Genomic DNA, 24144 nt, shown 5'->3' on the forward strand with positions numbered 1-24144 from the left:
CGGGGCCGGGAAAACCCCTCGGTCACAGGCGGGTACGCCACTTAGGCTGACGCCATGACCGATACGCCGCGGCGCTACAGACTGATCACCGGACGCGACGACGCCGCTTTCTGCGAGCGGATCAGTGACATCCTCGACGAGAGGTACAAGCTGTACGGGTCGCCGGCGGTGACATTCAACGGTGAACACGTGGTCGCCGCGCAAGCGGTTGTCTGGGACCCGAGTTAGCCGTACTTCGCACGCTACGCAGCAGGTGCCGGGGGCAAAAGGCCTCGCAATCGATGTTTTTTGTCGGCAAGTAGCGTCAATATTGCAATGATTGCGAAGATTTCTGGGTAGCATCGGCACGTGCGCAAGATGTATGCGGGGGCCCGACTACGCCGGTTGCGCGAGGAACGACGGATGACCCAGGCCGCCCTGGCGAAGTCTCTGGATCTGTCTCCCAGCTACCTCAACCAGCTCGAACGCGATCAGCGGCCGCTCACCATTCCGGTGCTGCTGAAGCTGAATTCGACGTTCGACCTGGACGTGCAGTTCTTCGCCGCCGACTCCGACGCCCGGCTGGTCTCGGATCTGCACGAGGTGCTGATCGAGGCCGCCGGCGGCACCGCGCCGCCCGCCGCCGAGGTCGAGGATCTGGCCACTCGGCTGCCCGAGGTCGCCAAGACCATCGTCGCCATGCATCGGCGCCTGCGTGCGGCGACCGATCAGCTGGATCTGTTGTCCTCCAAGGTCGCGACCCCGACCGGCGCGCCCGGCGTGCCGATGCCGTACGAGGATGTGCGCGATTTCTTCTACGACCATCACAACCACATCGCCCAGCTCGATCTCGCGGCCGAGCGGTTGTTCGAGGAGTGCGGGCTGTCCATCGGCTCGCTGGATCGTCAGCTGGCTCGTGTCGCCGAGGAGAAGGCGGGGGTCACGGTGCTGGTGCGCGGCGACGGCGCGGATCCGAACATCCCGAAGCGGTACTACGAGGCGGAGTCGCGCACCCTGACCCTGGCCCGGCGGCTGCGCCCCGGCCAGCGCGCCTTCCAGATCGCGACCACGCTGGCCTTCCTGCTGTACGGCCCGCTGCTGGACGAGGTGCTCGGCGATACCCCGTCGCTGACCGGCGAATCGCGGGCACTGGCCCGGGTCGGCCTGGCCAACTACTTCGCCGGCGCGCTGATCCTGCCGTATGGGAAGTTCCTGCGCTCGGCCGAGGAATTGCGTTATGACATCGACCTTTTGGGGCTGCGCTTCGAGGTGGGCTTCGAGACGGTCTGCCATCGGCTCAGCACCCTGCAGCGGCAGGGTCAGCGCGGGGTGCCGTTCTTCTTCGTGCGCACCGACCGCGCGGGCAACATCTCCAAGCGCCAATCCGCGACCGCCTTCCACTTCTCCCGCGTCGGCGGCAGCTGCCCGCTCTGGGTGGTCCACGACGCCTTTGCGCACCCGGGCCGAATCCTCACCCAGGTCGCCTCGATGCCCGACGGCCGCCGCTACCTCTGGATCGCCCGCACCACCAGTCCCGGCGCGCACGGATTCGGCACGGCCAGTAAGGAATTCGCGATCGGCCTGGGCTGCGATATCGAATACGCCGACCGCCTGGTCTATTCCAAGGGGCTCCACCTCGACGACCCCTCCGCCACGGTCCCGATCGGCGCGGGCTGCAAGGTCTGCGAACGCTCGGCCTGCCCCCAACGCGCCTTCCCCCAGATCGGCCGCCCCCTGGCCATCACCGAGAACACCTCGATCGACCTGCCCTACCCCCGCGCCGCGCGCTGATCGCTCTACCATGACGCGGCGCGTTATAGTAGAGCGGTGATCCAAACGTTCACAGGCAAGGACGCCGAAGACGTATGGAACCGACGGCATTGCCGACGGCTCAGTCCTGAGCTACAGCGATCTGCATACCGGAAGCTGCTGATCCTCGACGCTGCCGACCACATCAACGATTTGAGGGTGCCGCCCGGCAACCGACTCGAGAAGTTGACCGGTGATCGCGATGGGCAGCACAGCATCCGGGTCAATCAGCAGTGGCGGATCTGCTTCAGATGGACCGAAGCGGGCCCGTCCGATGTCGAACTGGTCGACTATCACTGAAAGGAGAACCTCGCCATGGCCACCTTCATGGAACCGATTCATCCCGGCGAGATCCTCGACGAGGAGTACCTGAAGCCCCTGGCGATCACGCAGAACGGGCTGGCAACGGCCCTTCATGTGCCGCCACGGAGAATCAACGAGATCGTCCACGGCAAGCGGCGGGTCACCCCGGATACCGCATTGCGCCTCGCGCGATACTTCGGGACCAGCGAGCGGTTCTGGCTCAACCTGCAGGACCGCTACGACATCGAGACCGAACGGACCAGGCTGGCAACGGAACTCGCGGCGATCAAGCCGCTGAAATCGGCCTGATCGGCCTACCGCGCCCTACTCGTTCGAGTGGCGCCGATGGAAGCGGCCACCACGCAGGCGATTCCGGCCCATTGCGGCAGGTTCATCGCCTGGCTCAGGACCGCCAGGCCCGCCAGCGCGCCGACCGCCGGTTCCAGGCTCATGAGGACGCCGAAGACTCGGGGTGGGATGCGGCGCAGGGCCTCGAGTTCGACCGAGTACGGGAGCACCGAGGACAGCAGGGCCACGCCGAATCCGGCGGCCAGTACCGAGGGTTGCAGTAGTGCGGTTCCGGCGCTGATGATGCCCACGGGCGCCATGAGCAGCCCGCCGAACGCCATCGCCAGTGCCAATCCCCCACCGCCGCTGGTGGTTTCGCCCAGTTTCGCGCTGAGCAGGATATAGCTCGCCCACAGGGCCGCGGCAACGAGCGCGAGGACGACGCCGGTCCAGGCGACGTCGCCGTCGGTCTGGGTGAGCAGCAGCACGCCGCCTCCGGCGAGCACCGCCCATGCCGGGTCGATCCAGCGGCGCGATCCGGCCAGCGCCACAGCCAGCGGTCCGAGGAATTCGATGGTGACGGCCATGCCCAAGGGGATGCGGTCGATCGCCTCGTAGAAGGCGACGTTCATCACCGCGAGCACCGCACCGTAGGCGAGCACCACCGGCACCGCCCGGCGCGGGATCCGCAGCGCCGAGCGCCAGAACACCAGCAGCACCGCACCCGCGAAGAACAGTCGCAGACTCACCGCACCGGCCGGACCGGTGGCCGCGAACAGCCTGGTGGCCAGTGCCGCACCCAACTGCACGCTGACGATCCCCGCCAGCACCAGCGCGGTCGGCGGCACGCCTCCCACGCCCTGGCGCAGTGAGATACGCGAGAACAGTTGCGGCAGCGCAACTTTCCGTCCCTCGCCGATTTCGATCGCGACCACGGACTCTCCCCTCGATGCGGTCATGATTTGGCCAGGTATTCGATCCGCTCGGAATCGACGGCGGCATGCATCATCGATGCCAGCCTCGGATGTTTCGCCAGCCCCGGATCGGCCTCGACCACCTCGCGCGCCAATTGCTGTGCGGCCGTGATGACCTCGAGATCGTCCAGCAGCGACAACAACCGCAGGCTGCGCGCTGTTCCCGATTGCGCGGAGCCGAGCACATCGCCCTCGCGGCGCTGACGCAGATCCAGCACCGACAATTCGAAGCCGTCGAGCGTGCCCGCGACCGCCTCCAGCCGCGCCATGGCCGTTCCCATCGGCGAGGTTTCGGTGATCAGCAGGCACAGCCCGGCATGTTTGCCACGGCCGACCCGCCCGCGCAGCTGATGCAGCTGGCTCACCCCGAATCGGTCGGCGTCCACGATCACCATGACCGTCGCATTCGGCACGTCCACACCGACCTCGACGACCGTAGTGCACACCAGCACATCGATATCGCCGTCGTTGAAGGCCCGCATCACGCGGTCCTTCTCGTCGTTGGGCAGCCGCCCGTGCAGCAGGCCGACGCGCAGCTCCGCCAGCGGTCCGGTGCGCAGGGTCTCGTAGACGTCGATCGCGGCGTGGGTGGTCGGCCCCTCCTTCTCCTGCTCGGCCTTGGCCTTCTTCTTGCCCTTACCCTTCGCGTCCTCGTCCTCCTCGCCGATGCGCGAGCACACGACATAGGCCTGTCGTCCCGCGCCGACCTCCTCGCGGATGCGCTCCCAGGCCCGTTCCACCCAGGCCGGTTTCATGCGCGCGGGCACCACGCGGGTGGTGATCGGCGAGCGGCCGCGCGGCAGTTCGGTCAGCGTCGAGGTCTCCAGATCGCCGAGCGTGGTCATGGCGATGGTGCGCGGGATCGGCGTGGCCGTCATCACCAGCAGATGCGGGCTGGTATCGCCCTTGGCCTTGGCGCGCAACGCATCTCGCTGTTCGACGCCGAAGCGATGCTGTTCGTCCACGATCACCATGCCCAGATCGTGGAATTCCACCGCGTCCTGGATCAGCGCGTGGGTGCCGATGACGATGCCCGCCTCGCCGGTCATCGCGTCCAGCAGCGCCTTCTTCTTCGCCGCGGTGGACATCGAGCCGGTCACCAGCACCAGCTTGGTGGCGCGCTCGTCCGCGCCCAGCTCCCCGGCCGTGCCCAGATCGCCGAGCATGTTCCGCAGCGACCGATAGTGCTGGGAGGCAAGCACTTCCGTCGGCGCCAGCAGTGCGCACTGCAGTCCGGCGTCGACCACCTGCAACATGGCGTGCAGGGCGACGATCGTCTTACCCGAACCGACCTCGCCCTGCAGCAGCCGGTGCATGGGATGGGTACGCGACAGGTCGTCGGAGATCTCGGCGATCACCTTCCGCTGTCCGGCGGTCAGCTCGAACGGCAGCCGCTTCTCGAAGGCCGCCGCGATACCGTCGGTTCGGGGCGGGCACGACGGTGCGATGCGACCGGCCACATCGTGGCGGCGTTCGGCCAGGACCAGCTGCAGTGCCAGCGCCTCGTCGAAACGCAAACGCTCCCTGGCCTGTTCGATATCGGACTTGTGTTCGGGCAGATGGATCAGCCGCAGCGCGTCCGAGATCGCCATCAGGCCACGATCTTCGCGAATATCGGTCGAGAGTGGATCGTCGATGGGATCGAGTTGGTCCAGGACCTGCCGCACACAGGCCAGCACATCCCAGCTCTGCACCTTGGCCGTCGCCGCGTAAACCGGGATGTATTCGCGCTCGAAGAACGAGACGTCCACGCCCTCCGCGCCTTTCGCGCTCTCCGCCAGTCCGCGCAGGCTGCCGCTGCCACGCACCGCGGTGAGATTCTCCACCGACTCCCCCGCCTCGGGCAGGATCAGATACGACGGATGCGACAGATTCCAGCGGTCCGGGCGCCACCAGTGCACGGTGCCCGACATCATCGCCCGAACACCCTGTTTGACAAGGTAATTCACCTTGTCACCGTTGAAGAAGGTGATCTCCACCGGGCGCGCCGAACCGGTGTCGAGCTCGACCTTGAGCAGTTTGCCCCGGCGCTGCCGCATGGGCCGCAGCTCGGTCTTGGTGACCAGGCCGACCACGGTGATATGCGCGCCCTCCTCGGGGACCTCCTCGGTCAGCGGCTGGCCCTGGGTGGCGTAACGCAGCGGGTAGTGTCGCAGCAGATCCTCGACGGTGTGCATATCGAACGCGTCGGCCAGCGGTTCGGCCGCCTTCACGCCCAGCACATGGTCGAGCCGATCGCCCAAAGTCGCCATCGCTATTCCACCCCGATCTGCACCAGGTCCCCCGGCTGACCACCGTCGTAGGAGACGACCTCCACGCCCGGGAACGTCGCGGAAATATGTTCGGCCAGTTCGTCGTCCAGGCCGGGTGGGGCGTCGGCGCCGAGCAGCAGCGTGACCAGTTCACCGCCCAGGCCCAGCATACGATCCAGCAGGGTGCGCGCCGCGCGGCCCGGATCGGGATCGATGACCACGACATCGTGACCGACCAGGCCGAGCCCGTCGTCCTTTTCGCAGGTGCCGACGATGGTCAGCGCTCGTTCGGCCGCGATGCGCAGCGCACCCCAGCGAGTCCCGCCGGCGGCCTCGGACATGGTGAAGGCGTCGTCGACCGCGATGCGGCCGTCGTCGTGCAGCGCGAGCGCCGCCAGACCCTGCACCATCGATCCGCTCGGCAGCATCAGCACCTCGCGGTGACCGTCTCGGGCGGCCACGCTCACCGCGACCAGTTCGTGCGCGGGCAGGGCGCCGTTGGGCAGCACCAGGACCTCGCGATGCGGCATGCGCCGAATCGCCTCCAGCAGCACCTCGGCGGTCACGGGTCCGTCGAGCACCACCGCACCGGCATCCTCGAACAGCCGCGCGGCGCCGGAACCGGTGGCGACGGCGAGAATGCCGCGATCGGCCGGACCCCGCACCGCGAGCGGATTCACGGCCAGACCCTCGATCCGGATTCCGCTCAGCATCCCCGCCGCCAGGCCCGCCTCGACGGCCGCACCGGCATCGGCGCAGTGCACGTGGGCGGAGAATCCACCACCGCCGTCACCGACCACCACCACCGAATCCCCCAGCCCCGCAAGGCCTTCCCGCAGTGCGTCGATGCGCGTCTCGTCGGATTCGGAGAGCAGGTACATGACCTCGTACTGCGGAACATCGAGGGTCCCGCCTACGGCGGGAACAAGAGGATGGGCGGAACCAGGAACAAGAGGATGGGCGGAACCGGACGAATCGAGGGGCCGGTGTGTGCGGTCGGCAGGGCGAATATGGTCCGAGGTCGTGGGGCGCACGTCCCGGTACTCGTCGGCCTTCCGATAGGACGGACGGGTCGGTGCGTGGCCCGTGATCACCTCGACCAACGCGTCGAACATCACCAGCAGTCCCCGGGCCCCCGCATCCACCACCCCGGCCGCGCGCAGGACGCCCAATTGAGAAGGGGTGTCGACGAGCGCCTTGGCGGCCCCGTCGGCCGCGGCCCGGGCGAGCTCGGCCAGAGATTCCCCGGCGGCGTCGGCGATGCGGTCGGCCGCGGCCTCCAACACGGTCAACATGGTGCCGTCGACGGGATCGCTCAGGGCCTCCCGGACCAGCACGGCCGCGCGCCGCAGCGCCACCGGCAGCATCGGCCCGGTCAGTGTCGCGCCGGGGACCGCCTCGGCCAGCCCGCGCAGCACCTGGGACGCGATGATGCCCGAATTACCCCGCGCCCCAACGACTCCCGCCCGAGCCATGACAGCCAGCACCGATCGCGCGGAATCGACCCGCCCGTCCACAGCCCCGACGGCCGCCCGCATGGTGGCCAGCAGATTGGTGCCGGTATCGGAATCGGCGACGGGAAAGACGTTCAGAGCGTTGATCTCATCGCGATGGCGCTCGAGTCCGTGCAGGCAGAGCTGTCCCCAGTGCGCCACTTCCGCACCATCGAGCGCCTCCCGGACCCCGGGCACCGTCACCGTCCTTCCACCGCTACCGCGATCTCTACACCCGGCAATGAGCCTAGTCGGCTCCACCGACAGCCTTCCCCCGGTGGTGATCATCACACCAACCCACGAGCCCGCGCCGAAACACGAGCCCTACCGCGAATCCGACCCAGCGGGCTCTACCGCAAAACCCGACCCCAACGGGTTTGCGGCCGGGGGGGGGGGGGGGGGGGGGGGGGGGGGGGGGGGGGGGGGGGGGCGGGGCGCCCCCCCCCCCCCCCCCCCCCCCCCCCCCCCACCCACGAGCCTTAGGGCCGCAAACCCCGCGCCGCCGGAGGCGGCGCCAACAAACACAGCCCGATTGGACATCGATGAATTGTGGCGGCTAGTCTTGCAGGGTTGCCTCACGCGGCCGGCGATCGGTTGCGGGTGTCGGCGGCTCTCGCCGACAGGCATTGACTACAGGTTTCCGGACTGGCTGTCCCGCGAAGACAGCGGTCCCCACATGACATGAAGGAGCTCGCGACTATGGCTGCCGTCTGCGACGTCTGCGCCAAGGGCCCCGGCTTCGGGAAGTCGGTTTCGCACTCGCACCGGCGTACCAACCGTCGTTGGAACCCGAACATCCAGACTGTCCGTGCGCAGGTCGCACCGGGCAACACCCGTCGGATGAACGTGTGCACCTCCTGCCTGAAGGCCGGTAAGGTCGCCCGCGGCTGAGACCGCACTACTCTGGAACGCCCCGGCACCCGATAGGGTGATCCGGGGCGTTTCTTGTCGATCGGGGGGATCGTGACCGAAAATCGCTGGCGCGTGCTGCCACTCACCACAGAGCGCACCCGCGCCCTGGCCGACTGTCATATCGCCTGCTGGCGTGAGGCGTATCGGGACCTCGTCCCCGCACACGTCCTGGCCGCCTTCGATATCGATCGACGCGCCGAGGCGTGGGAGCGCATTCGCGCGAACAATCCGGATGCCATCGTGATCGCGCTCGCCGACGATCTCGTCATCGGATTCGCCTGCGGCGGACCGGCCCGGGACGATTCACCGGTGGCCGCCCGGGAGCTCAACGCGATGTATGTTCGCGCCGCGTGGTACGGCACCGGCCTCGCCCACGATCTGATGCGCGCGGTACTCGACCCCGAGGTAGACACCTCGCTATGGGTCTTCGAGCAGAATCCGCGCGCCCAGACCTTCTATCGGAAATACGGCTTCGAACTCGACGGCACTCATAGGACAGAGGCGTTCACACCGGCCGTCGAGGTCCGCATGATTCGCCGCGCGGAGTTCAGTTCGCGCCGTTGAGGCAGTCCAGGCCGCCCGCCGCGCTGACGCTCTGGAAGACGCAGAGCACCCGCGCGTTCACATTGGACGACAGCGATGCCGATCCGGTCTGCGGGTCATAGAGCGCCAGCACCGGACCGGCCTGCTGAGTGGACGACTCTTGCTCCAACGGAATGGTTCCGGCCTGCGCCATCGCGGGTGCGCCCAGGATGGCCGCCCCGGCAACGGCGGTGACTATGGCACCGCGCACGGACTTGATCTGCATGCAACTGCTCCTGATTCGCTCGAACGACCTCATGCCACGGCTACGGCAAACGCCAATCCACCGGGGCGGCACCCAATGTACCGAGCAACTCGTTGGTTCGGGAGAACGGCCTCGATCCGAAGAATCCGCGCGAGGCGGACAACGGTGAGGGATGGGCGGATTCGATGAAGGGCACGCTGCCGAGCATCGGCTTCAATGTCGAGGCATCGCGCCCCCACAGAATCGCCACCATCGGCTGCTCGCGGGCGACGAGTGCGCGAATAGCCTGCTCCGTCACCGCCTCCCAGCCCTTGCCGCGATGTGAGGCCGGCTGGCCGGGCTGCACGGTCAGCACCCTGTTGAGCATCAGCACACCCTGATCCGACCACGGCGACAGATCACCGCAGGTGGGCGTCGGATGGCCCAGATCCTTGGAATACTCGGAGAAGATGTTGCCCAGGCTGCGCGGAACCGGCGAAACGTCCGGCGCTACCGAGAAACTCAGGCCCATGGCGTGTCCGGGGGTCGGATAGGGATCCTGGCCCACGATCAACACCCGAACCTTGTCGAAGGGTCGCTGGAACGCGCGCAGCACGTTCTCACCCTTCGGGAGATAGCCGCGCCCGGCGGCATTCTCGGCGCGCAGGAACTCGCCCATCTCCCCGATGCGCTCGGTGACCGGCGCGAGTGCCTCGGCCCAGCCCGTATCGATGATCTCCGACAATGGTTTAGCGCCCATGGCCGGAAAACATAGCGCGGACGATTTCATGGCGGTAGCTCACCCACCACCCGCGAACGACTCCCAGCCGACCGGTCCGGACCAGGCGCGCCGATTCACGGTCACACCATCGCCCGCCTCGACCCGGCCGATCGGGGTCCAGCCGTCCGGAAGATGTTGTCCCGCAGCGAAAGTCGCGGCGAAGGCATGATCCTCACCACCGGTGAGCACCCAGGTCAGCGGATCGGCGTCCATCAGCTTCGCGGCCCGATCGAGCGCCGGATCGCGCACGGCGTCGGCGTCCAGATCGATGGCGACACCGGAGGATTCGGCGATATGCCCGATATCGGCGAGTAGGCCGTCGGAGACATCGGTCATCGCGGTCACGGCCGCACCTCGGGGCAGGCCCAGTACCGATTCATAGGGTGGGCGCGGAACCCGATGTGCGGCAACGATTTCGGGGAAACGCCCGGGATCGATCCCGGCCGACAACAGCGCCAGGCCGGCCGCCGACCAGCCGAGCCGCCCCGCGATCGCGACGAGATCGCCGGGCCGCGCACCCGACCGCAGCACCGGCGGGCGATCGGCCGGATCGCCGAAGGCGGTCACCGAGATCACCAGCAGCGGGGCGCTCACCACATCGCCGCCCGCGATCGATCCGCCCGCGCGCCCGGCCTCGGCCCACAGCCCGTCGACCAGTCCGTCGATGAAGTCCACAGTCGTCTCGGCCGGACAGCCCAGCGAGACCAGGAAGGCGCTCGGGGCCGAGCCCATCGCGACGATATCGGCGGCGTTCTGCGCGATGGCCTTCGCGCCGATCTCGTGCGGACTCGACCAGTCCAGCCGGAAGTGCCGATCCTGCATCAGCATGTCGGCGCTGACGACATAGCGCCCGGCCGGCGCCGCGATCACCGCCGCGTCGTCGCCCGGGCCCAGCACCACGTTCGGCGCCTGGCCGCGGCCGGCGTTCATGCGCGCGATCAGCCCGAATTCCCCGAGTTCGCGCACGGTGCGCGGGCTGTCGCCGGTGATGACCGTCTCCTTCCGAGAGCGCCGATGGACCCATCGACGCTACCGTGGCCCCCGATCCGGACAGAATCGCCCTCGTCGCTACGCTCGGATGCGCACAGCCGACGACCATGAGCGGAGACGAATCTCGGGATGAGCAAGGACACGGAACGACCGGAAGCGCGGACGCCCGACGAGGCGGAGACGACGACCGCGGGCGAGAATGCGGCCGAGACGTCCGGCGATCGCTACGGCTCGGCCGAGTCCGAATCGCCGAGACTGCCTGCCGCACTGATCGCCACGGCCGTCGCCCTGCCGGTCGCCCTGATCGTGGCCGTCCTGATCATCGCGGTGATGTCGCGTCAGCACACGACGCGCGAGCCGCTGGCGCTCGGTTCGGTGCCCGCGCCCGCCGCGACCGGTCAGCCCTGTACCGCTCTGCTGCCCGCGCTGCCGGATAAGGTCGGCGATTACACCAGGGCCGAACTGGCTCAACCGGCCCCGCCCGCGACCATGGCATGGCAGCTGCCCGACGGCGGCGATCCGATCGTCCTACGCTGCGGCCTGGATCGACCGCTGGAATTCACCCAGGCGTCCTCGCTGCAGATCGTCAACGGGGTCAACTGGTTCGAGGTCCGCGATCAGACCAGCGGCGTCACCTCCGGCACCTGGTTCGCGGTGGACCGCGGCGTCTATATCGCGGTGACCATGCCCAACAGCGCCGGACCGACTCCGCTGCAGGACATTTCGAACGCGATCACCAAGGCTCTGCCCGCCCAGCCGATCGATCCGGGCCCGGTCCCGAACTAGCTCCGCCTGGTCCGGAACACCAGTCCCGCGTAGAGGATTCCGCCGACCACGAACGCGACGAGTATCCCCGGCCTGGTCGCGTCGAAGATTCTGTCGAGGCTCAGTCCCAGCAGCGCCGCGGCCGCCAGGGCCGTGGCGGCGGCGGGTTCGATGTCCATGCGGCGCCGATCGACCGGATAGAGGGCAGCGGGCGCGTAACCCGCCCGGTGCCGAAAATAGAAGTCCGCCAGGAAGATGGCGCACCATGCGGCGAGCGGAACGCCGAGAAAGCCCAGGAACGTCTCGAATGTGGCCAGGAAACTCGGCGACAGAAAGATGAGATAGCCGCTGGCCAGCACCACCAGCGTCGCATCGACGAGGATCGTCCTCGGGCGAGGGAGTTTGACGCCCAGAGCGAGCAGATTGAGTCCGGACGAGTAGAGATTGACGACGCCGCTGCCGACGAGTCCGAGGATCATCGTCAGAAGAAACGGCACGCAGAACCAGGTCGGCAAGGGGACAGTGAGCGCCCCGAGCGGGTCTTGGGCGGCACGCGCCGCCAGCTCCGGACTCGCCGTACCCGCGAATACGCCGAAGAGCATCAACATGATCGGCGCCGTCGCGCCCCCGAGCGTCGTCCACCCGACCACGCCGCGCGGGCTGACCGTCGACGGCAGATAGCGACTGTAGTCGGCTCCGGCCATCACCCAGGCCAACCCGCCGCCCGCGATCACGAAGGAGATCCCGGCCAGCAACGGCCCATCACCATGCGCCGGCGGATGATCGGGCAGGCCGAGTTTCCGCACGACGAGCACGCCATAGCCGATGATCGCGACGGTCATGGCGAGCGTGATCCACTTCTGGGCACGCATGATCAGGTGATAGCCGTAGAGAGCGATCACCGCGGTGATCACACCCGTCACCGCGAGACCCGCACCGAGCAGGAGGTTCCTATCGATGCCGGGGACGACGCGGTCGATCAGGGTTTCGGTCGCCGAGGCCGAGAGGAACAGTGCGATGGCTTCCCAGCCGACGCATGCGAGATAGGCCAGCAACGCCGGAATCTTGTTGCCGTCGTAGCCGAACGTGGCACGGCTGAGCGTCAGGGTGGGCGCACCGCCACGCAGGCCGGCGAGCGCCATCAGTCCCACGAGCGGATAGCCGACCGCGACGCCCACCACGATCGCGATGATCGCCTTCCACCACGACAGGCCGAGTTCGAGAACGAGCAGCCCGGTCGCGATGACGAATGGATTGAGATTGGCCGCCGTCCAGAGCCAGAAATGACGGCGCGGATTTCCCGAGCGCTCGTCGCCGGCTACCCATTCGATACCCTTGCGTTCGATTGCCGACCGGGTGGCCACAGGGGCGGTCACCGAGCTCTGCATATCCCCTCATTCCCCGTCGAAGGCCCGGCGCCGAGCGACCAGTAAAAGGAAGATCGGGCGCCGGAAGTTTTCCTGCCACCAGGGGTCGATCGCGGTCTGCGGCGGTCTCGGCTCGCGAACCGTTTCGAGAACGAATCCGGCCGCCGCGAGTGCCGACACATAGTATTCGAGCGACCGCATCCGGACGGTCACCGGCGTGGGCGAGATCTCCCCGGCCACACGAAAACTCTGCTCGAACGATCGATCACCGAAATACTGATCCGCGATCGTCGTTTCGTCACCGTCGATGAAAGTCTGATAGAAGCAGGGGTGCAACATCAGCACGGTCAGCTTGCCATCGGGCCGGAGAATTCGGGCGAATTCGCCGAACGCGGGCGCCGGATCCGGCAGGTCGTTGACCAGATGATTACATACGACGTCATCGAAGTCCGCGCTGTTCAGCGGTATCGCATCCACGCTCCCGTGGTGATAGTCGATGTCGGCGCTCTCGCGGCGGGCGGCATCGATCAGCTCGGCGGAGGCATCGATCCCGACCACTCGCGCGCCGCGAGAGTGCAGGATTCGCGAGAGATAACCCTCCCCGCATCCGGCGTCGAGAATGCGCCGGCCGGAGCAATCCCCCAGGGCCGACAGGACCGCATGATCTGTCAGGTCGGTCCGGAATCGGTCGAGCCGTTCCCGGATGATCCTTATCCAGAATTGCGCGTTCCCATCGTAGCTTTGCCCGGCAGAGATTTCTGTTGCGATTTCCATATACTCCCCGATCGAGACTGAGTTCGAACTTCCGACAACCGCACCAGCGCCATTCCGGCCTTTCTGGTAGCGGCTATATCACTGGCTTCCACACGCCGTCTCAATGTCGCCATGATCTCCGCCGATCTCAGCCCGAGTGTCGGATCCCGTTGCATCATGAGGGGAATCGCGACACTGACGAAGTAATGCAGGTAGGCATCGTTGCAGGTATCCATCTCGAGCATGATGTGATCGGCGAAGTTTCGTAATCGCAACGAGCGCGGGACGGAGAAGTCGGTCGTCACCGGCGCATCGCGCAGATATGTCGGGAACGCCCAGGATTCGAGCATCGTCAACAGCGCGCTCCGTTCGACGGCCGCGCCGTAGCGCTGCGCCTCCTCGATATCGCCGCTCTGGATGATCCGCCCCATCACACCGCTGCGGTGGACCATGACCGACTGCCTGTCCAGATCTTCCTCGGCGGCCTGCGGGATCAGATAGCCCGTGGCCTTGGCGATGTGGTGGGCGAACGTGGCGCGCGCGAGCATCGCGTGAAACGAACTGCTGTGGTTCGCCAGCCGCTCGGACATCTCCCACGACTTCGTGAGCAGCGGGCCGGTATCGACGAGGAGTCCGAGATCCGCGTCGGTGCTCCACATGAATCCGAGTGCGCGATCCTGTTGGCGTCCCCAGAAACGAGTCAGATACGCGGCGCCCCCGCGGTCGTCGCCGCGCATGATGCACAGGGCCGCGCCCAGGACACTGCCGACCCATTGCTCCGGTATTCGCTCCGCGACGACCAGGCGACGGAACGCATCCTCCCGGACCCGGACGCCGTGTTGCGCGAGATCCTCGATCAATCGAAACCGCCTGCGCGCCAAGGCATAATCCGCCATTGCCTCCGCGACACCCGGCACCGCGCCGATGATCGCCCGCATGGTGCGCCCCTTGACCCGATCGAGCCAGTCCGGTTCGACCCACAGCCGACTGATCGTGCTGTCGTCGAGCCCGGCCAGGAATGCGACGTCGGCCATCGTCATTCCGGCCCGTCCGGCGATCATGGCCAACGTCTCGGCCCCCATACCTCCTCCTGGAGCGCGCTCGCCTCGACACCGTGGGCACCCCCGAACGGCGCGAGACATACACTGCCCCAAAAGGTACTCGTAGACAGACGCCAATTGCCAACTGTGACAATAGTTTTCAATCAGTAAGTACTGGGTGAAGATTTCATGCACTACCACGGTGGCCGACGCCACGGCCGTTTGTCAAGGTTCCGTGCGTCCGCGCATCTCACCTGTCGTCGAGTGTCCTTGACCTGACAGCCTGGAGTCGGCGGCCCACACGGATGCGGCCGACTGCCTCTGAGGGGAAGTCAGTCGGCCGCGGCGGTGAATCGAAGGTTCAGCGCAGGCCGGTGCCGCGGGACAGGGCCGTCTCGATCAGGGTCGTGACCAGGGCGCGGTTATCGATACCCGTGCTCTCCCACATCCGCGGGTACATCGAGATCGAGGTCATACCGGGCATGGTGTTGATCTCGTTGATCACCGGACCGGCATCGGTGACGAAGAAGTCGACGCGGGCCAGGCCCTGGCAGTCCAGCGCGCGGAACGCGCGCACGGCCAGCTCCCGAACCTGTTCGGCCACCTCGTCGTCCAGCTTCGCCGGAATGTCGAACTCGCAGACGTCGTCGAGATACTTGGTGTCGAAGTCGTAGAAATCGGGTGCGGCGGTGTCGGCCTCGGGCATCCGGATCTCGGCGAGCGCACTGGCCTCCACCCGGCCGTCCGGGAATTCCAGTACGCCGCATTCGATCTCGCGCCCCACGATGCCCGCCTCCACGATCACCTTCGGATCATGCTGGCGCGCAACGGCGATGGCCGCGTCGAGGGCTTCCCACTCGTCCACCTTGGTGATGCCGATCGACGAGCCGCCGCGTGCGGGCTTGACGAAGACCGGCAGGCCCAGCCGCGCGCGATCGGCCGAGCTCACGGTGGCGACGCCGGGCCGCAGCACGATATGGTCGCCGACCGGAATGCCCTCGGCCACAAGGAGTTTCTTCATGAACTCCTTATCCATACCCGTCGCGCTGGCCAGTACGCCCGGCCCGACATAGGGCAGTCCGGCCATCTCCAGCAGGCCCTGCACGGTGCCGTCCTCGCCGAAAGCGCCGTGCAGCACCGGGAATACGACGTCGACCACACCCGGGCCCGCGGCGGAGCCGTCGAGCGGGAGCAGGCCACCGGAGTGCGAGAGCACCAGCTCGGTGCCCTCGGAATCCACCGACGGCAGCGCCCGGTCGGCGATGGCCAGCGCGCGGGTATCGGATCCGGCGAGCACCCACTCGCCCGCGCGGGTGATGCCGACCGCGATCGGCTCGAATCGTTCGGGGTCGAGGCTGCGTAGCACGAAGCCGGCCGAGACACACGACACGGCATGCTCGCTGCTCCGCCCGCCGAAGACGACCGCGACCCTGATCCGATTACTCATAGACCGAACCGTACCCAAACCGTCGCACGGTCACTCATTCCGGCTTCATCCGCCGCCCGAGCAGCTGTCCGACCGCGTCCGAGACCGACAACCCCTCATGACACACCCGATGCACGGCCGTGGTCAGCGGCATCTCCACCTCGTGCCGCTCGGCCAGCGCGCGGATCGAGGTGCACGACTTCACGCCCTCGGCGACCTGACCGTGGGTGGCCTGCTGCGCGGCATCCATCGAGCCGCCCGCGCCGAGCACATGTCCGAACGACCGATTACGCGACAGGGGCGAGGTGCAGGTCGCGACCAGATCGCCCACGCCCGCGAGCCCGGCCATGGTGACCGGATTCGCGCCCAGCGCCACACCCAGCCGCATGATCTCGGCCAGCCCGCGCGTGATCAGGCTCGCGATCGAATTGTCGCCCAGCCCCATTCCCGCCGCGATGCCGCAGGCCAGCGCGATCACGTTCTTGGACGCACCGGCGAGTTCGCAGCCGACGACATCGGTATTGGTGTACGGCCGGAAGTAGCCGGTGCCACACGCGCGCTGCACGGCCTCCGCACGCGCGGGGTCGACGCAAGCGATCACCGAGGCGGCGGGCTGTTCGGCGGCGATCTCGCGGGCCAGATTCGGTCCCGACAGCACCGCGATGCGGCCCGGGTCGGCGCCGGTCACCTCGCCGATGACCTGACTCATCCGCAGCAGGGTCCCGGTCTCGACGCCCTTGGCCAGGCTCAGCAGTGTCGCCTCGGCGGGTACATGCTCGCGCCAGGCCGTGAGGTTGACCCGCAGTGACTGCGACGGGATGGCCAGCACGACGATATCGGCGCCGTCGAGCGCCACCCGATGATCGTCGGTGGCTTCGATACCCGGCAGCAGCACATCGGGCAGGTAGGTGGGGTTGCGATGCTCCGACGCCAGCGCCTTGGCCACCTCCGCGCGCCGAGCCCACATCGTCACCGACGTTCCCGCGTCGTTCAACACCTTCGCGAACGCGGTGCCCCACGACCCCGCACCCATCACAGCCGCCCTTGTCATGAGGCCAATATGCCATCAGCCGCGTTCGCCCCTTATCGGTATTCCCCTGACCCGGCATGACGTCCACCACTGCGCAGGTCGTGCGACGATTGGCCCATGCGTCCGGATTCCGTCCACGCCGTGATCGCGGTGAAGAACCTCGAGCGGGCCAAGAGTCGCCTCGCCGACCGGCTGCCCCCGGCCGACCGTTCGCGGTTGGTGCTGGCCATGTTGTCCGATACCGTCGCCGCGGCGGCCGCCGCCGGATTGGGCTCGGTGACCGTGGTGACCCCCGATGCCGAAGTCGCCGGCGCCGTGCGCACCCTGGGCGCGCACGCGCATCCGGATCCCGCGGCCCCCCACGACGGGCTCAATGCCGCGCTGTCGGATGCGGCCGCCGCCGTGCGCCGCCGCCGCGGTGCGGTGGAACTGCTTGCACTGCAGGCGGATCTACCCGCCCTACGCGCGGACGAGCTGCACGACATGTTGAACACCGCGCCGCCGACCGGCCGCTCGGTGGTCGCCGACCACACCGGGCACGGCACCGCCGCCCTGCTGGTGCGCGACGGAATCGCACCATTGGCACCGCTTTTCGGCCCCGATTCGGCCCGGCGCCACATCGATTCCGGCGCAAAGGATCTCGCCGGTGACTGGCCGGGCCTGCGGTTGGACGTCGATACCGCGGCCGATCTGAGCGGCGCCGTCGCGCTGGGTGTCGGCCCGGCCACCGCGGCCCTGCTCGACATCATCGGCTGGCCGCGCCCTGTTCACACAGATCTCACATGGAGGTGTGCGGCGGGGTCACATGTGTGCTAGATGATCGCCGGATCGGCGACAGGTTGTCGATCGGCGGTGTCACGCGCGGCACCGCCCGGACGGTAAGGAATGATCGTGAGGGTGAGCGAGCTTGCGAGTGAACCAGAAATACAGCGCGCATCGCGCACGGTGACGCCGAGCGCCAGCGAGGGGGCGCCGTGAGCGATACGGATGTGCAGCCCCCGCGACTACCGGCAGCGCCACCCGCGGCGACCCCGCCGCGAAGCACCACCTCGGCGGAACAGTTGCCGCAAGATCGCTATCTCAATCGTGAGCTGAGCTGGCTGGACTTCAACGCCCGGGTGCTCGCCCTGGCCGAGGACACCTCCGAACCGCTGCTCGAACGCGCCAAGTTCCTCGCCATCTTCGCCTCGAACCTCGACGAGTTCTACATGGTTCGCGTCGCCGGACTCAAGCGCCGCGCCGAGGCCGGGCTCGCGGTCCGCTCCGCGGACGGCCTCACCCCCAACGAACAGCTGGCCCTGATCGCCAAGCGCACCCAGGATCTCGCGGTGCGGCACGCCCAGGTCTTCCTCGATCAGGTGCGCCCGTCCCTGCTCGCGGAGGGCATCGCGATCATCGGCTGGGCGGATCTGGACCACGCTGAGCGCCAGCGCCTTTCGGGATACTTCCAGGACCAGGTCTTCCCGGTGCTCACCCCGCTGGCCGTGGATCCGGCCCACCCCTTCCCTTATATCAGTGGCCTGAGCCTCAATCTGGCCGTGACGGTGAAGGACAGCGAGACCGGCGGCGAGCATTTCGCCCGAGTCAAGGTGCCCGACAACGTCAATCGCTTCGTGCGGGTGACCCGCAGCGCCGGCACGGTGGAGCGGCGCACCGCCGCCAGCCGCGAGCCCGACGGCAGCACCGGAGTGAATCTGGATGCCTTCCTGCCGATGGAAGATCTGATCGCGGCCCATCTCGACCAGCTGTTCCCGGGTATGAATGTGGTGGAACACCATTCGTTCCGGATCACCCGCAACGCCGACTTCGAGGTCGACGAGGACCGCGACGAGGATCTGCTGCAGGCCCTCGAGCGCGAGCTGGCCCGGCGGCGCTTCGGATCGCCGGTGCGCCTCGAGGTCTCCGACGATATGACCGAGCACATGCTCGAACTGCTGCTGCGCGAGCTCGACGTGGATCCCAATGACGTCATCCAGGTGCCGGGCCTGCTGGATCTGTCCTGCCTGTGGCAGGTCTACGGCGTGGACCGCCCGGCGCTCAAGGACGCGCCCTACGTCCCGGCCACCCCGTCGGCATTCGGCGAAAGAGAAACGCCGCGAAACGTTTTCGCCGCACTGCGCGAGGGCGATGTGCTGGTGCACCACCCCTACGATTCGTTCTCCACCAGTGTGCAGCGGTTCATCGAACAGGCCGCCGCCGATCCGCAGGTGCTGGCGATCAAGCAGACCCTGTACCGCACCTCCGGCGACTCCCCCATCGTCAACGCCCTGATCGACGCCGCCGAGGCCGGTAAGCAGGTGGTGGCGCTGGTGGAGATCAAGGCCCGCTTCGACGAGCAGGCCAATATCCGATGGGCGCGGCAGCTGGAACAGGCGGGCGTGCACGTGGTCTACGGCCTGATCGGGCTCAAGACGCACTGCAAGACCTGTCTGGTGGTGCGGCGCGAGGGCTCGACCATCCGCCGCTACTGCCACATCGGCACCGGCAACTACAACCCCAAGACCGCCCGGCTCTACGAGGATGTCGGATTGCTCACGGCCGCACCGGAAATCGGCGCCGATCTGACCGACCTGTTCAACTCGCTGACCGGATACTCGCGAAAGGCCAACTACCGCAACCTGTTGGTCGCGCCGAGCAGTGTGCGTGCGGGCATCATCGAGCGGATCCGCCGCGAGACCGAACTCGCCGCGCAGGGTCTGCCGGGCCGGATCCGGTTGAAGTGCAACGCGATCGTCGACGAGCAGATCATCGACGCGCTGTATCGCGCCTCACAGGCCGGCGTACCGGTGGAGATCGTGGTGCGCGGCATCTGCGGTCTGAAGCCGGGCGTGCCGGGCATGAGCGAGAACATCGAGGTGCGCTCGATTCTCGGTCGGTTCCTGGAGCATTCGCGTGTGCTGCACTTCCAGGCGCAGGACCAGTGGTGGATCGGCAGCGCCGATATGATGCATCGCAATCTGGATCGACGCGTGGAAGTCATGGCGCAGGTGAAGGATCCGAAGCTGTGCGAGCAGCTGGAGGTGGTCTTCGACTCCGCCCTGCATCCTTCGACCCGCTGCTGGGTACTCCAACCCGATGGCGGCTGGCGGGCCCAGCCGGAACCGAACAGCGACGGACCCGTGGATCAGGTGCGCGATCACCAGGAGTTCCTCATGCGACTGCGACGGCCGGATCGGCAGTGACTCGACCGGTGGCCCCGGATCCCGACGACCTCACTATCTCCGACCCCCGTGTGACCGCCAACGTCCTGGCGGCTGGCGCCGTGGTGTGGCGCTGGGCCACCGACGGTTCGGTCGAGATCGCCGTGGTGCACCGCCGCAAATACAACGACTGGTCGCTGCCCAAGGGCAAGCTGGATCCGGGCGAGACGCCGATGGTCGCCGCGGTGCGCGAGGTGGCCGAGGAGACGGGCCTGCTCTGCCATCTCGGCCGCTATCTCGGCCATATCACCTATCCGGTGACCGGCCATCGCAAGCTGAAGCGGGTCGACTACTGGGCGGCCTCGGTCACCGCCGGTGAGTTCAGCGTCAATCCCGAGGTGGACGTGCTGCAGTGGCATCGCGTCGACCAGGTGATGGATCAGCTGTCCTATCCGATGGATCGGCGCATCGTGCGCAGTTTCCTGCGGCTGCCGCCGGATACGGCCACGCTGCTGATGGTCCGGCATGCCAAGGCCGGGCGGAGCGAGCGTTTCACCGGTCCCGACGAGCAACGGCCGCTGGAGAAGTCCGGTCGCGAGCAGGCCCGCGCACTGGTGCCCAATCTGCTGGCCTTCGGGGCGGCGGAGATCTTCTCGGCGCCGCCGGTGCGCTGTGTCGACACGGTGCGGCCGCTGGCCGAGGCATTGGACGCCGACATCGCGCGCGAACCACTTCTATCCGAAAAGGGTTATGCCGCAGCGCCTCAGGAGGCACTGGCCCGCGTGCGGTCACTGGTGTCGGCCGCGACGGTGCGCGTTATCTGTAGTCAGGGCAAGGTGATTCCGCCCCTGCTCGATGAGTGGGCCGAAATCGACGGTGCCGCACTGCCTTCCGCGCGCAACCGCAAGGGCAGCGTCTGGGTGCTGTCGATCGCGCAGGGCCGCCTGGTCGCGGCGGACCATCTGGATCGGGCACTGCGGCACCGTTGATCGGTGCACACAAGAAGCCCCCGGCCATGTAACTCGGCCGGGGGTCTTGTGTGCTGCGTCAGCGTCGCGCGGTCCGCTTGGCGGCGGTCCGCTTGGCCGTGGTCTTCTTCGCGGCCGTCTTCTTGGCAGTGGTCTTCTTGGCCGTGGCCTTGGCCGCGGTCTTCTTGGCGGTGGCCTTGGCCGCGGTCTTGCGGGCCGGGGCCGCCTTCTTGGCGGTGGTCTTCTTGGCCGTCGCCTTCTTGGCGGGGGCCTTCTTCGCCGCCTTCTTCGCGGTCGCCGTCTTCTTGGCGGCGGTCTTCTTGGCCGTGGTCTTCTTCGCCGTCGCCTTCCGGGTGGTCTTCTTGGCCGTACCCGACACCGGCGCTGCCACACCGCGTTTCACGGCCGGACCGGCCGCCGCGATCTTCTGCTTGCCCGCGATGATCGCCTTGAACTGCGCACCCGGGCGGAATGCGGGCACCGAAGTCGGCTTCACCTTCACGGTTTCGCCGGTACGGGGGTTACGCGCCACCCGCGCCGCACGCTTGCGCTGTTCGAAGACACCGAATCCGGTGATGGTGACACTCTGACCCTTGTTCACCGCGCGCACGATCGTGTCGACAATCTGCTCGACTGCCGCAGTGGCCGTGCGCCTGTCAGTGCCCAACTTCTCGGTCAGAACGTCGATCAGTTCCGCCTTGTTCATTGAATCCTCCGCAGACTAATGGCCCGTCGTCGGACCGACTAGGTACCACGGTAAACCTTCATTGGGCAAGAGTCTATGTGCCACGCCAAATTTCATGTGGCGTGGCACACGTGCAGCAATCTCGATTGGTAGCTCTCAGCTAACACCCAGGAGTGTTTACCACTGCGAAATAGGGTTCGGAATGGTGGTGGGTTTCCATGCTGGCCTTGCCTTTTCGAACTCGCCGATGGCGACCTCCTGGCGGAGGGTCAGGCCGATGTCGTCCAGCCCCTCGAGCAGCCGCCACCGGGTGTAGTCGTCAATATCGAAGGGCAACACGATGGTTCCGGCGGACACGGTGCGGGCCGCGAGGTCCACGATCAATTCCAGACCGGGCTGTTCCTCGAGCAACTTCCAGAGCAATTCGACATCATGTTGTGACATTTGGGCCGCCACCAGGCCACCTTTGCCCGCGTTACCCCGGAAGATGTCGCCGAACCGGGGCGAGATGACCACCCGGAAGCCGTGGTCCATCAGGGCCCAAACGGCGTGCTCACGTGAGGATCCCGTGCCGAAATCCGGACCGGCGACCAGGACTGAGCCCCGGTTGTAGGGCGCCGTGTTCAGAATGAAGGTCGGATCCGAACGCCAGGCCGCGAACAGCCCGTCCTCGAATCCGGTTCGAGTGACGCGCTTCAGGTAGACCGCGGGGATGATTTGGTCGGTGTCGACGTTGGATCGGCGCAGCGGCACCCCGATCCCCTTGTGCACCTTGAAGGGTTCCATGAGTTCTCCTGGTCGGTACGAAAATTAACCCTCGGCCCCGGCACGCTTCTTCGCCGGGTCAGTTCAAATCCGCAGGTGAGGACAGGGTTCCGCGCACCGCGGTCGCCGCGGCGACGAGCGGCGAAACCAGGTGCGTGCGGCCACCTTTGCCCTGTCGGCCCTCGAAGTTGCGGTTGGAGGTCGAAGCACAGCGCTGACCGGGCGAAAGCTGATCGGGATTCATGCCCAGGCACATCGAACAGCCCGCCTGGCGCCATTCCGCGCCCGCGGCGGTGAAAATCTCGCCCAGACCTTCGGATTCGGCCTGCGCACGCACCCGCATCGAGCCGGGCACGATCAGCATCCGCACGCCGTCGGCCACCTTGCGGCCCTGTAAAACCTCCGCCACGGCCCGCAGATCCTCGATCCGGCCGTTGGTGCACGAACCCACGAATACGGTGTCGACCGGCACCTCACGCAGCGGAGTGCCGGGTTCCAAAGCCATGTACCGCAGCGCCTTCTCGGCCGACTCCCGCGCGGTCTCGTCGGCGATATCGGCCGGATTCGGTACCACCGCGCCCAGCGGCGCACCCTGTCCCGGGTTGGTACCCCAGGTCACGAAGGGGGTCAGCGCGGACGCGTCGAGATGCACCTCGGCGTCGAATTTCGCACCCTCGTCGGTCGTCAGCGCATCCCAGGCCGCCACGGCCGCATCCCAGTCCGCGCCCCGCGGAGCGTGCGGGCGTCCCTTCAGGAATGCGTACGTGACCTCGTCGGGAGCCACCATGCCCGCCCGGGCGCCGGCCTCGATCGACATGTTGCACATGGTCATCCGCGCCTCCATCGACATGGCGCGCACGGCCTCGCCGCGGTATTCGAGCACATAGCCCTGGCCGCCGCCGGTGCCGATCTGAGCGATGACGGCCAGAATCACGTCCTTGCTCGTCACGCCGGGCGGCAGCGTGCCGTCGATGTTGATGGCCATGGTCTTGAACGGCCGCAGCGACAGCGTCTGGGTGGCCAGCACATGTTCGACCTCGCTGGTGCCGATGCCCATCGCCAGCGCGCCGAACGCGCCGTGGGTCGAGGTGTGCGAATCGCCGCAGACCACGGTCGTTCCCGGCTGGGTCAGGCCCAGCTGCGGGCCGACCACGTGCACGATCCCCTGCTCGATATCGCCCATCGGATGCAGTCGAACCCCGAATTCCGCGCAATTGCGCCGCAGCGTTTCCACCTGGGTGCGGGAAATGGGGTCGGCGATCGGCTTGTCGATATCGATCGTCGGCACGTTGTGGTCCTCGGTCGCGATCGTGAGATCCGGTCGGCGCACAGGCCGCCCGGCCGCACGCAGGCCGTCGAACGCCTGCGGGCTGGTCACCTCGTGGACCAGGTGCAGGTCGATGTAGATGAGATCGGGCTCGCGGGCGTCCCCCTCACCGGCGCCGCGCGCGACGACGTGCTGCTCCCAGACCTTCTCCGCCAGAGTGCGTGGCCGATCGGTCATCTTCGATCCTCCTGTGTTTGATTGCCTCCGCTTCGCTTCGGCGGGTTCGCGGCCCCCTGAGTCTCGGGGGGGGGGGGGGGGGCCGGGCGCGGCCGCCCCGGCCCGGGCGAGCACACGAAAAAAAACAACCGCCCCCAACCGCCAGGGGGGAGGA

The 24144-nt window shown here is 67.4% G+C and carries 24 protein-coding genes; 10 read left to right on the forward strand and 14 right to left on the reverse strand.

The features are described 5' to 3' along the window. Window positions 1–54: 54 nt before the first annotated feature. The 4 genes from ACIA76_RS18820 (at window position 55) to ACIA76_RS18835 (ending at window position 2400) form a co-directional block, all read left to right on the forward strand. Window positions 55–228 carry a DUF1737 domain-containing protein gene (locus tag ACIA76_RS18820; RefSeq protein ID WP_397153100.1) on the forward strand — a complete coding sequence of 58 codons (174 nt, stop codon included), beginning with the start codon at window positions 55–57 and terminating at the stop codon, window positions 226–228. Window positions 229–348: 120 nt separating this feature from the next. Next, entirely contained in the window at window positions 349–1770 is a 1422-nt protein-coding gene (locus tag ACIA76_RS18825) for a short-chain fatty acyl-CoA regulator family protein (protein WP_397153101.1), read from the forward strand. A 36-nt stretch (window positions 1771–1806) separates the two neighbouring features. Beyond that, window positions 1807–2088, forward strand: coding sequence for a type II toxin-antitoxin system RelE/ParE family toxin (locus tag ACIA76_RS18830; protein ID WP_397153102.1), 282 nt, complete (start codon window positions 1807–1809; stop codon window positions 2086–2088). Between the two features lie 15 nt (window positions 2089–2103). Next, on the forward strand, window positions 2104–2400 hold the full coding sequence (locus tag ACIA76_RS18835; RefSeq protein WP_397153103.1) for a HigA family addiction module antitoxin: 297 nt from the start codon (window positions 2104–2106) through the stop codon (window positions 2398–2400). Window positions 2401–2405: 5 nt separating this feature from the next. On the opposite strand, the gene ACIA76_RS18840 is transcribed toward ACIA76_RS18835, so the two are convergent. From ACIA76_RS18840 to ACIA76_RS18850, 3 genes are read right to left on the reverse strand one after another with little or no spacing between them, the layout of a single operon-like run. Next, entirely contained in the window at window positions 2406–3314 is a 909-nt protein-coding gene (locus ACIA76_RS18840) for an EamA family transporter (RefSeq protein ID WP_397153104.1), read from the reverse strand. A 20-nt stretch (window positions 3315–3334) separates the two neighbouring features. After that, window positions 3335–5605, reverse strand: coding sequence for an ATP-dependent DNA helicase RecG (gene recG, locus ACIA76_RS18845; protein WP_397153105.1), 2271 nt, complete (start codon window positions 5603–5605; stop codon window positions 3335–3337). Window positions 5606–5607: 2 nt separating this feature from the next. Further along, the gene (locus tag ACIA76_RS18850; RefSeq protein WP_397153106.1) at window positions 5608–7302 is read right to left on the reverse strand and encodes a DAK2 domain-containing protein; all 1695 of its coding nucleotides are present in this window, start codon (window positions 7300–7302) and stop codon (window positions 5608–5610) included. Window positions 7303–7797: 495 nt separating this feature from the next. Here ACIA76_RS18850 and rpmB point away from each other — a divergent pair, with 495 nt between their 5' ends. Together rpmB and ACIA76_RS18860 are read left to right on the forward strand one after the other, a co-directional pair. Then, window positions 7798–7989: a 50S ribosomal protein L28 gene (gene rpmB / locus ACIA76_RS18855; protein WP_039799620.1), complete on the forward strand. Its 192-nt coding sequence runs from the start codon at window positions 7798–7800 to the stop codon at window positions 7987–7989. A 72-nt stretch (window positions 7990–8061) separates the two neighbouring features. Next, complete coding sequence (locus tag ACIA76_RS18860; RefSeq protein ID WP_397153107.1) at window positions 8062–8574, forward strand: GNAT family N-acetyltransferase; 513 nt, start codon at window positions 8062–8064, stop codon at window positions 8572–8574. On the opposite strand, the gene ACIA76_RS18865 is transcribed toward ACIA76_RS18860, so the two are convergent. Genes ACIA76_RS18865 through ACIA76_RS18875 form a run of 3 tightly spaced genes read right to left on the reverse strand, consistent with a single transcriptional unit; the run spans window position 8558 to window position 10523 of the window. Next, on the reverse strand, window positions 8558–8818 hold the full coding sequence (locus ACIA76_RS18865) for a hypothetical protein (protein ID WP_397153108.1): 261 nt from the start codon (window positions 8816–8818) through the stop codon (window positions 8558–8560). The two genes, ACIA76_RS18860 and ACIA76_RS18865, sit on opposite strands and share 17 nt — an antisense overlap. Window positions 8819–8858: 40 nt before the next feature. Beyond that, window positions 8859–9536, reverse strand: a complete 678-nt coding sequence (locus ACIA76_RS18870; RefSeq protein WP_397153109.1) for a uracil-DNA glycosylase — start codon at window positions 9534–9536, stop codon at window positions 8859–8861. Between the two features lie 39 nt (window positions 9537–9575). After that, window positions 9576–10523: a thiamine-phosphate kinase gene (locus ACIA76_RS18875; protein ID WP_397153110.1), complete on the reverse strand. Its 948-nt coding sequence runs from the start codon at window positions 10521–10523 to the stop codon at window positions 9576–9578. Between the two features lie 153 nt (window positions 10524–10676). On the opposite strand from ACIA76_RS18875, the gene ACIA76_RS18880 reads away from it, so the two are divergent. Further along, window positions 10677–11333 (forward strand): DUF3515 domain-containing protein, encoded by a 657-nt coding sequence (locus tag ACIA76_RS18880; protein WP_397153111.1) that lies wholly within the window; start codon window positions 10677–10679, stop codon window positions 11331–11333. On the opposite strand, the gene ACIA76_RS18885 is transcribed toward ACIA76_RS18880, so the two are convergent. The 5 genes from ACIA76_RS18885 to ACIA76_RS18905 all read right to left on the reverse strand — a co-directional run bounded on the left by ACIA76_RS18885 (window position 11330) and on the right by ACIA76_RS18905 (window position 16949). Continuing rightward, a complete protein-coding gene (locus tag ACIA76_RS18885) occupies window positions 11330–12688 on the reverse strand; it encodes a purine-cytosine permease family protein (RefSeq protein WP_397153112.1) in 1359 nt (452 codons plus the stop codon). The two genes, ACIA76_RS18880 and ACIA76_RS18885, sit on opposite strands and share 4 nt — an antisense overlap. A gap of 18 nt (window positions 12689–12706) precedes the next feature. After that, complete coding sequence (locus ACIA76_RS18890; protein WP_397153113.1) at window positions 12707–13453, reverse strand: class I SAM-dependent methyltransferase; 747 nt, start codon at window positions 13451–13453, stop codon at window positions 12707–12709. Then, entirely contained in the window at window positions 13390–14688 is a 1299-nt protein-coding gene (locus ACIA76_RS18895; RefSeq protein ID WP_397153114.1) for a hypothetical protein, read from the reverse strand. Before ACIA76_RS18895 ends, ACIA76_RS18890 begins: the two co-directional genes overlap by 64 nt. 145 nt (window positions 14689–14833) lie before the next feature. Beyond that, window positions 14834–15919 (reverse strand): D-alanine--D-alanine ligase family protein, encoded by a 1086-nt coding sequence (locus ACIA76_RS18900; RefSeq protein WP_397153115.1) that lies wholly within the window; start codon window positions 15917–15919, stop codon window positions 14834–14836. Between the two features lie 34 nt (window positions 15920–15953). Next, window positions 15954–16949, reverse strand: coding sequence for an NAD(P)H-dependent glycerol-3-phosphate dehydrogenase (locus ACIA76_RS18905; RefSeq protein WP_397153116.1), 996 nt, complete (start codon window positions 16947–16949; stop codon window positions 15954–15956). A 96-nt stretch (window positions 16950–17045) separates the two neighbouring features. On the opposite strand from ACIA76_RS18905, the gene cofC reads away from it, so the two are divergent. The 3 genes from cofC (at window position 17046) to ACIA76_RS18920 (ending at window position 21057) form a co-directional block, all read left to right on the forward strand. Continuing rightward, window positions 17046–17744 carry a 2-phospho-L-lactate guanylyltransferase gene (gene cofC / locus ACIA76_RS18910; protein WP_397153117.1) on the forward strand — a complete coding sequence of 233 codons (699 nt, stop codon included), beginning with the start codon at window positions 17046–17048 and terminating at the stop codon, window positions 17742–17744. Between the two features lie 158 nt (window positions 17745–17902). Continuing rightward, complete coding sequence (locus tag ACIA76_RS18915) at window positions 17903–20110, forward strand: RNA degradosome polyphosphate kinase (protein ID WP_397153118.1); 2208 nt, start codon at window positions 17903–17905, stop codon at window positions 20108–20110. Then, window positions 20107–21057: an NUDIX domain-containing protein gene (locus tag ACIA76_RS18920; RefSeq protein ID WP_397153119.1), complete on the forward strand. Its 951-nt coding sequence runs from the start codon at window positions 20107–20109 to the stop codon at window positions 21055–21057. Before ACIA76_RS18915 ends, ACIA76_RS18920 begins: the two co-directional genes overlap by 4 nt. 58 nt (window positions 21058–21115) lie before the next feature. Here ACIA76_RS18920 and ACIA76_RS18925 read toward each other — a convergent pair whose 3' ends face one another. From ACIA76_RS18925 to leuC, 3 genes are all read right to left on the reverse strand, one after another. Beyond that, window positions 21116–21742, reverse strand: coding sequence for an HU family DNA-binding protein (locus tag ACIA76_RS18925; RefSeq protein WP_397153120.1), 627 nt, complete (start codon window positions 21740–21742; stop codon window positions 21116–21118). Window positions 21743–21898: 156 nt separating this feature from the next. Further along, window positions 21899–22507, reverse strand: coding sequence for a 3-isopropylmalate dehydratase small subunit (gene leuD, locus ACIA76_RS18930; RefSeq protein WP_397153121.1), 609 nt, complete (start codon window positions 22505–22507; stop codon window positions 21899–21901). Window positions 22508–22565: 58 nt separating this feature from the next. Then, on the reverse strand, window positions 22566–23990 hold the full coding sequence (gene leuC, locus ACIA76_RS18935; RefSeq protein ID WP_397153122.1) for a 3-isopropylmalate dehydratase large subunit: 1425 nt from the start codon (window positions 23988–23990) through the stop codon (window positions 22566–22568). Between the last annotated feature and the right edge of the window lie 154 nt (window positions 23991–24144).

This window comes from Nocardia sp. NPDC051570 (assembly GCF_044454005.1).
Classification (GTDB): Bacteria; Actinomycetota; Actinomycetes; order Mycobacteriales; family Mycobacteriaceae; genus Nocardia.

Bases quoted from the DNA above. Each gene is read 5' to 3' on its own strand.
- ACIA76_RS18820 (WP_397153100.1), top strand. From the start codon at position 55: ATGACCGATACGCCGCGGCGCTACAGACTGATCACCGGACGCGACGAC.
- ACIA76_RS18835 (WP_397153103.1), top strand. From the start codon at position 2,104: ATGGCCACCTTCATGGAACCGATTCATCCCGGCGAGATCCTCGACGAG.
- recG (WP_397153105.1), bottom strand. From the start codon at position 5,605: ATGGCGACTTTGGGCGATCGGCTCGACCATGTGCTGGGCGTGAAGGCG.
- rpmB (WP_039799620.1), top strand. From the start codon at position 7,798: ATGGCTGCCGTCTGCGACGTCTGCGCCAAGGGCCCCGGCTTCGGGAAG.
- ACIA76_RS18865 (WP_397153108.1), bottom strand. From the start codon at position 8,818: ATGCAGATCAAGTCCGTGCGCGGTGCCATAGTCACCGCCGTTGCCGGG.
- ACIA76_RS18870 (WP_397153109.1), bottom strand. From the start codon at position 9,536: ATGGGCGCTAAACCATTGTCGGAGATCATCGATACGGGCTGGGCCGAG.
- ACIA76_RS18880 (WP_397153111.1), top strand. From the start codon at position 10,677: ATGAGCAAGGACACGGAACGACCGGAAGCGCGGACGCCCGACGAGGCG.
- ACIA76_RS18890 (WP_397153113.1), bottom strand. From the start codon at position 13,453: ATGGAAATCGCAACAGAAATCTCTGCCGGGCAAAGCTACGATGGGAAC.
- ACIA76_RS18900 (WP_397153115.1), bottom strand. From the start codon at position 15,919: ATGAGTAATCGGATCAGGGTCGCGGTCGTCTTCGGCGGGCGGAGCAGC.
- ACIA76_RS18905 (WP_397153116.1), bottom strand. From the start codon at position 16,949: ATGACAAGGGCGGCTGTGATGGGTGCGGGGTCGTGGGGCACCGCGTTC.
- cofC (WP_397153117.1), top strand. From the start codon at position 17,046: ATGCGTCCGGATTCCGTCCACGCCGTGATCGCGGTGAAGAACCTCGAG.
- ACIA76_RS18925 (WP_397153120.1), bottom strand. From the start codon at position 21,742: ATGAACAAGGCGGAACTGATCGACGTTCTGACCGAGAAGTTGGGCACT.
- leuD (WP_397153121.1), bottom strand. From the start codon at position 22,507: ATGGAACCCTTCAAGGTGCACAAGGGGATCGGGGTGCCGCTGCGCCGA.
- leuC (WP_397153122.1), bottom strand. From the start codon at position 23,990: ATGACCGATCGGCCACGCACTCTGGCGGAGAAGGTCTGGGAGCAGCAC.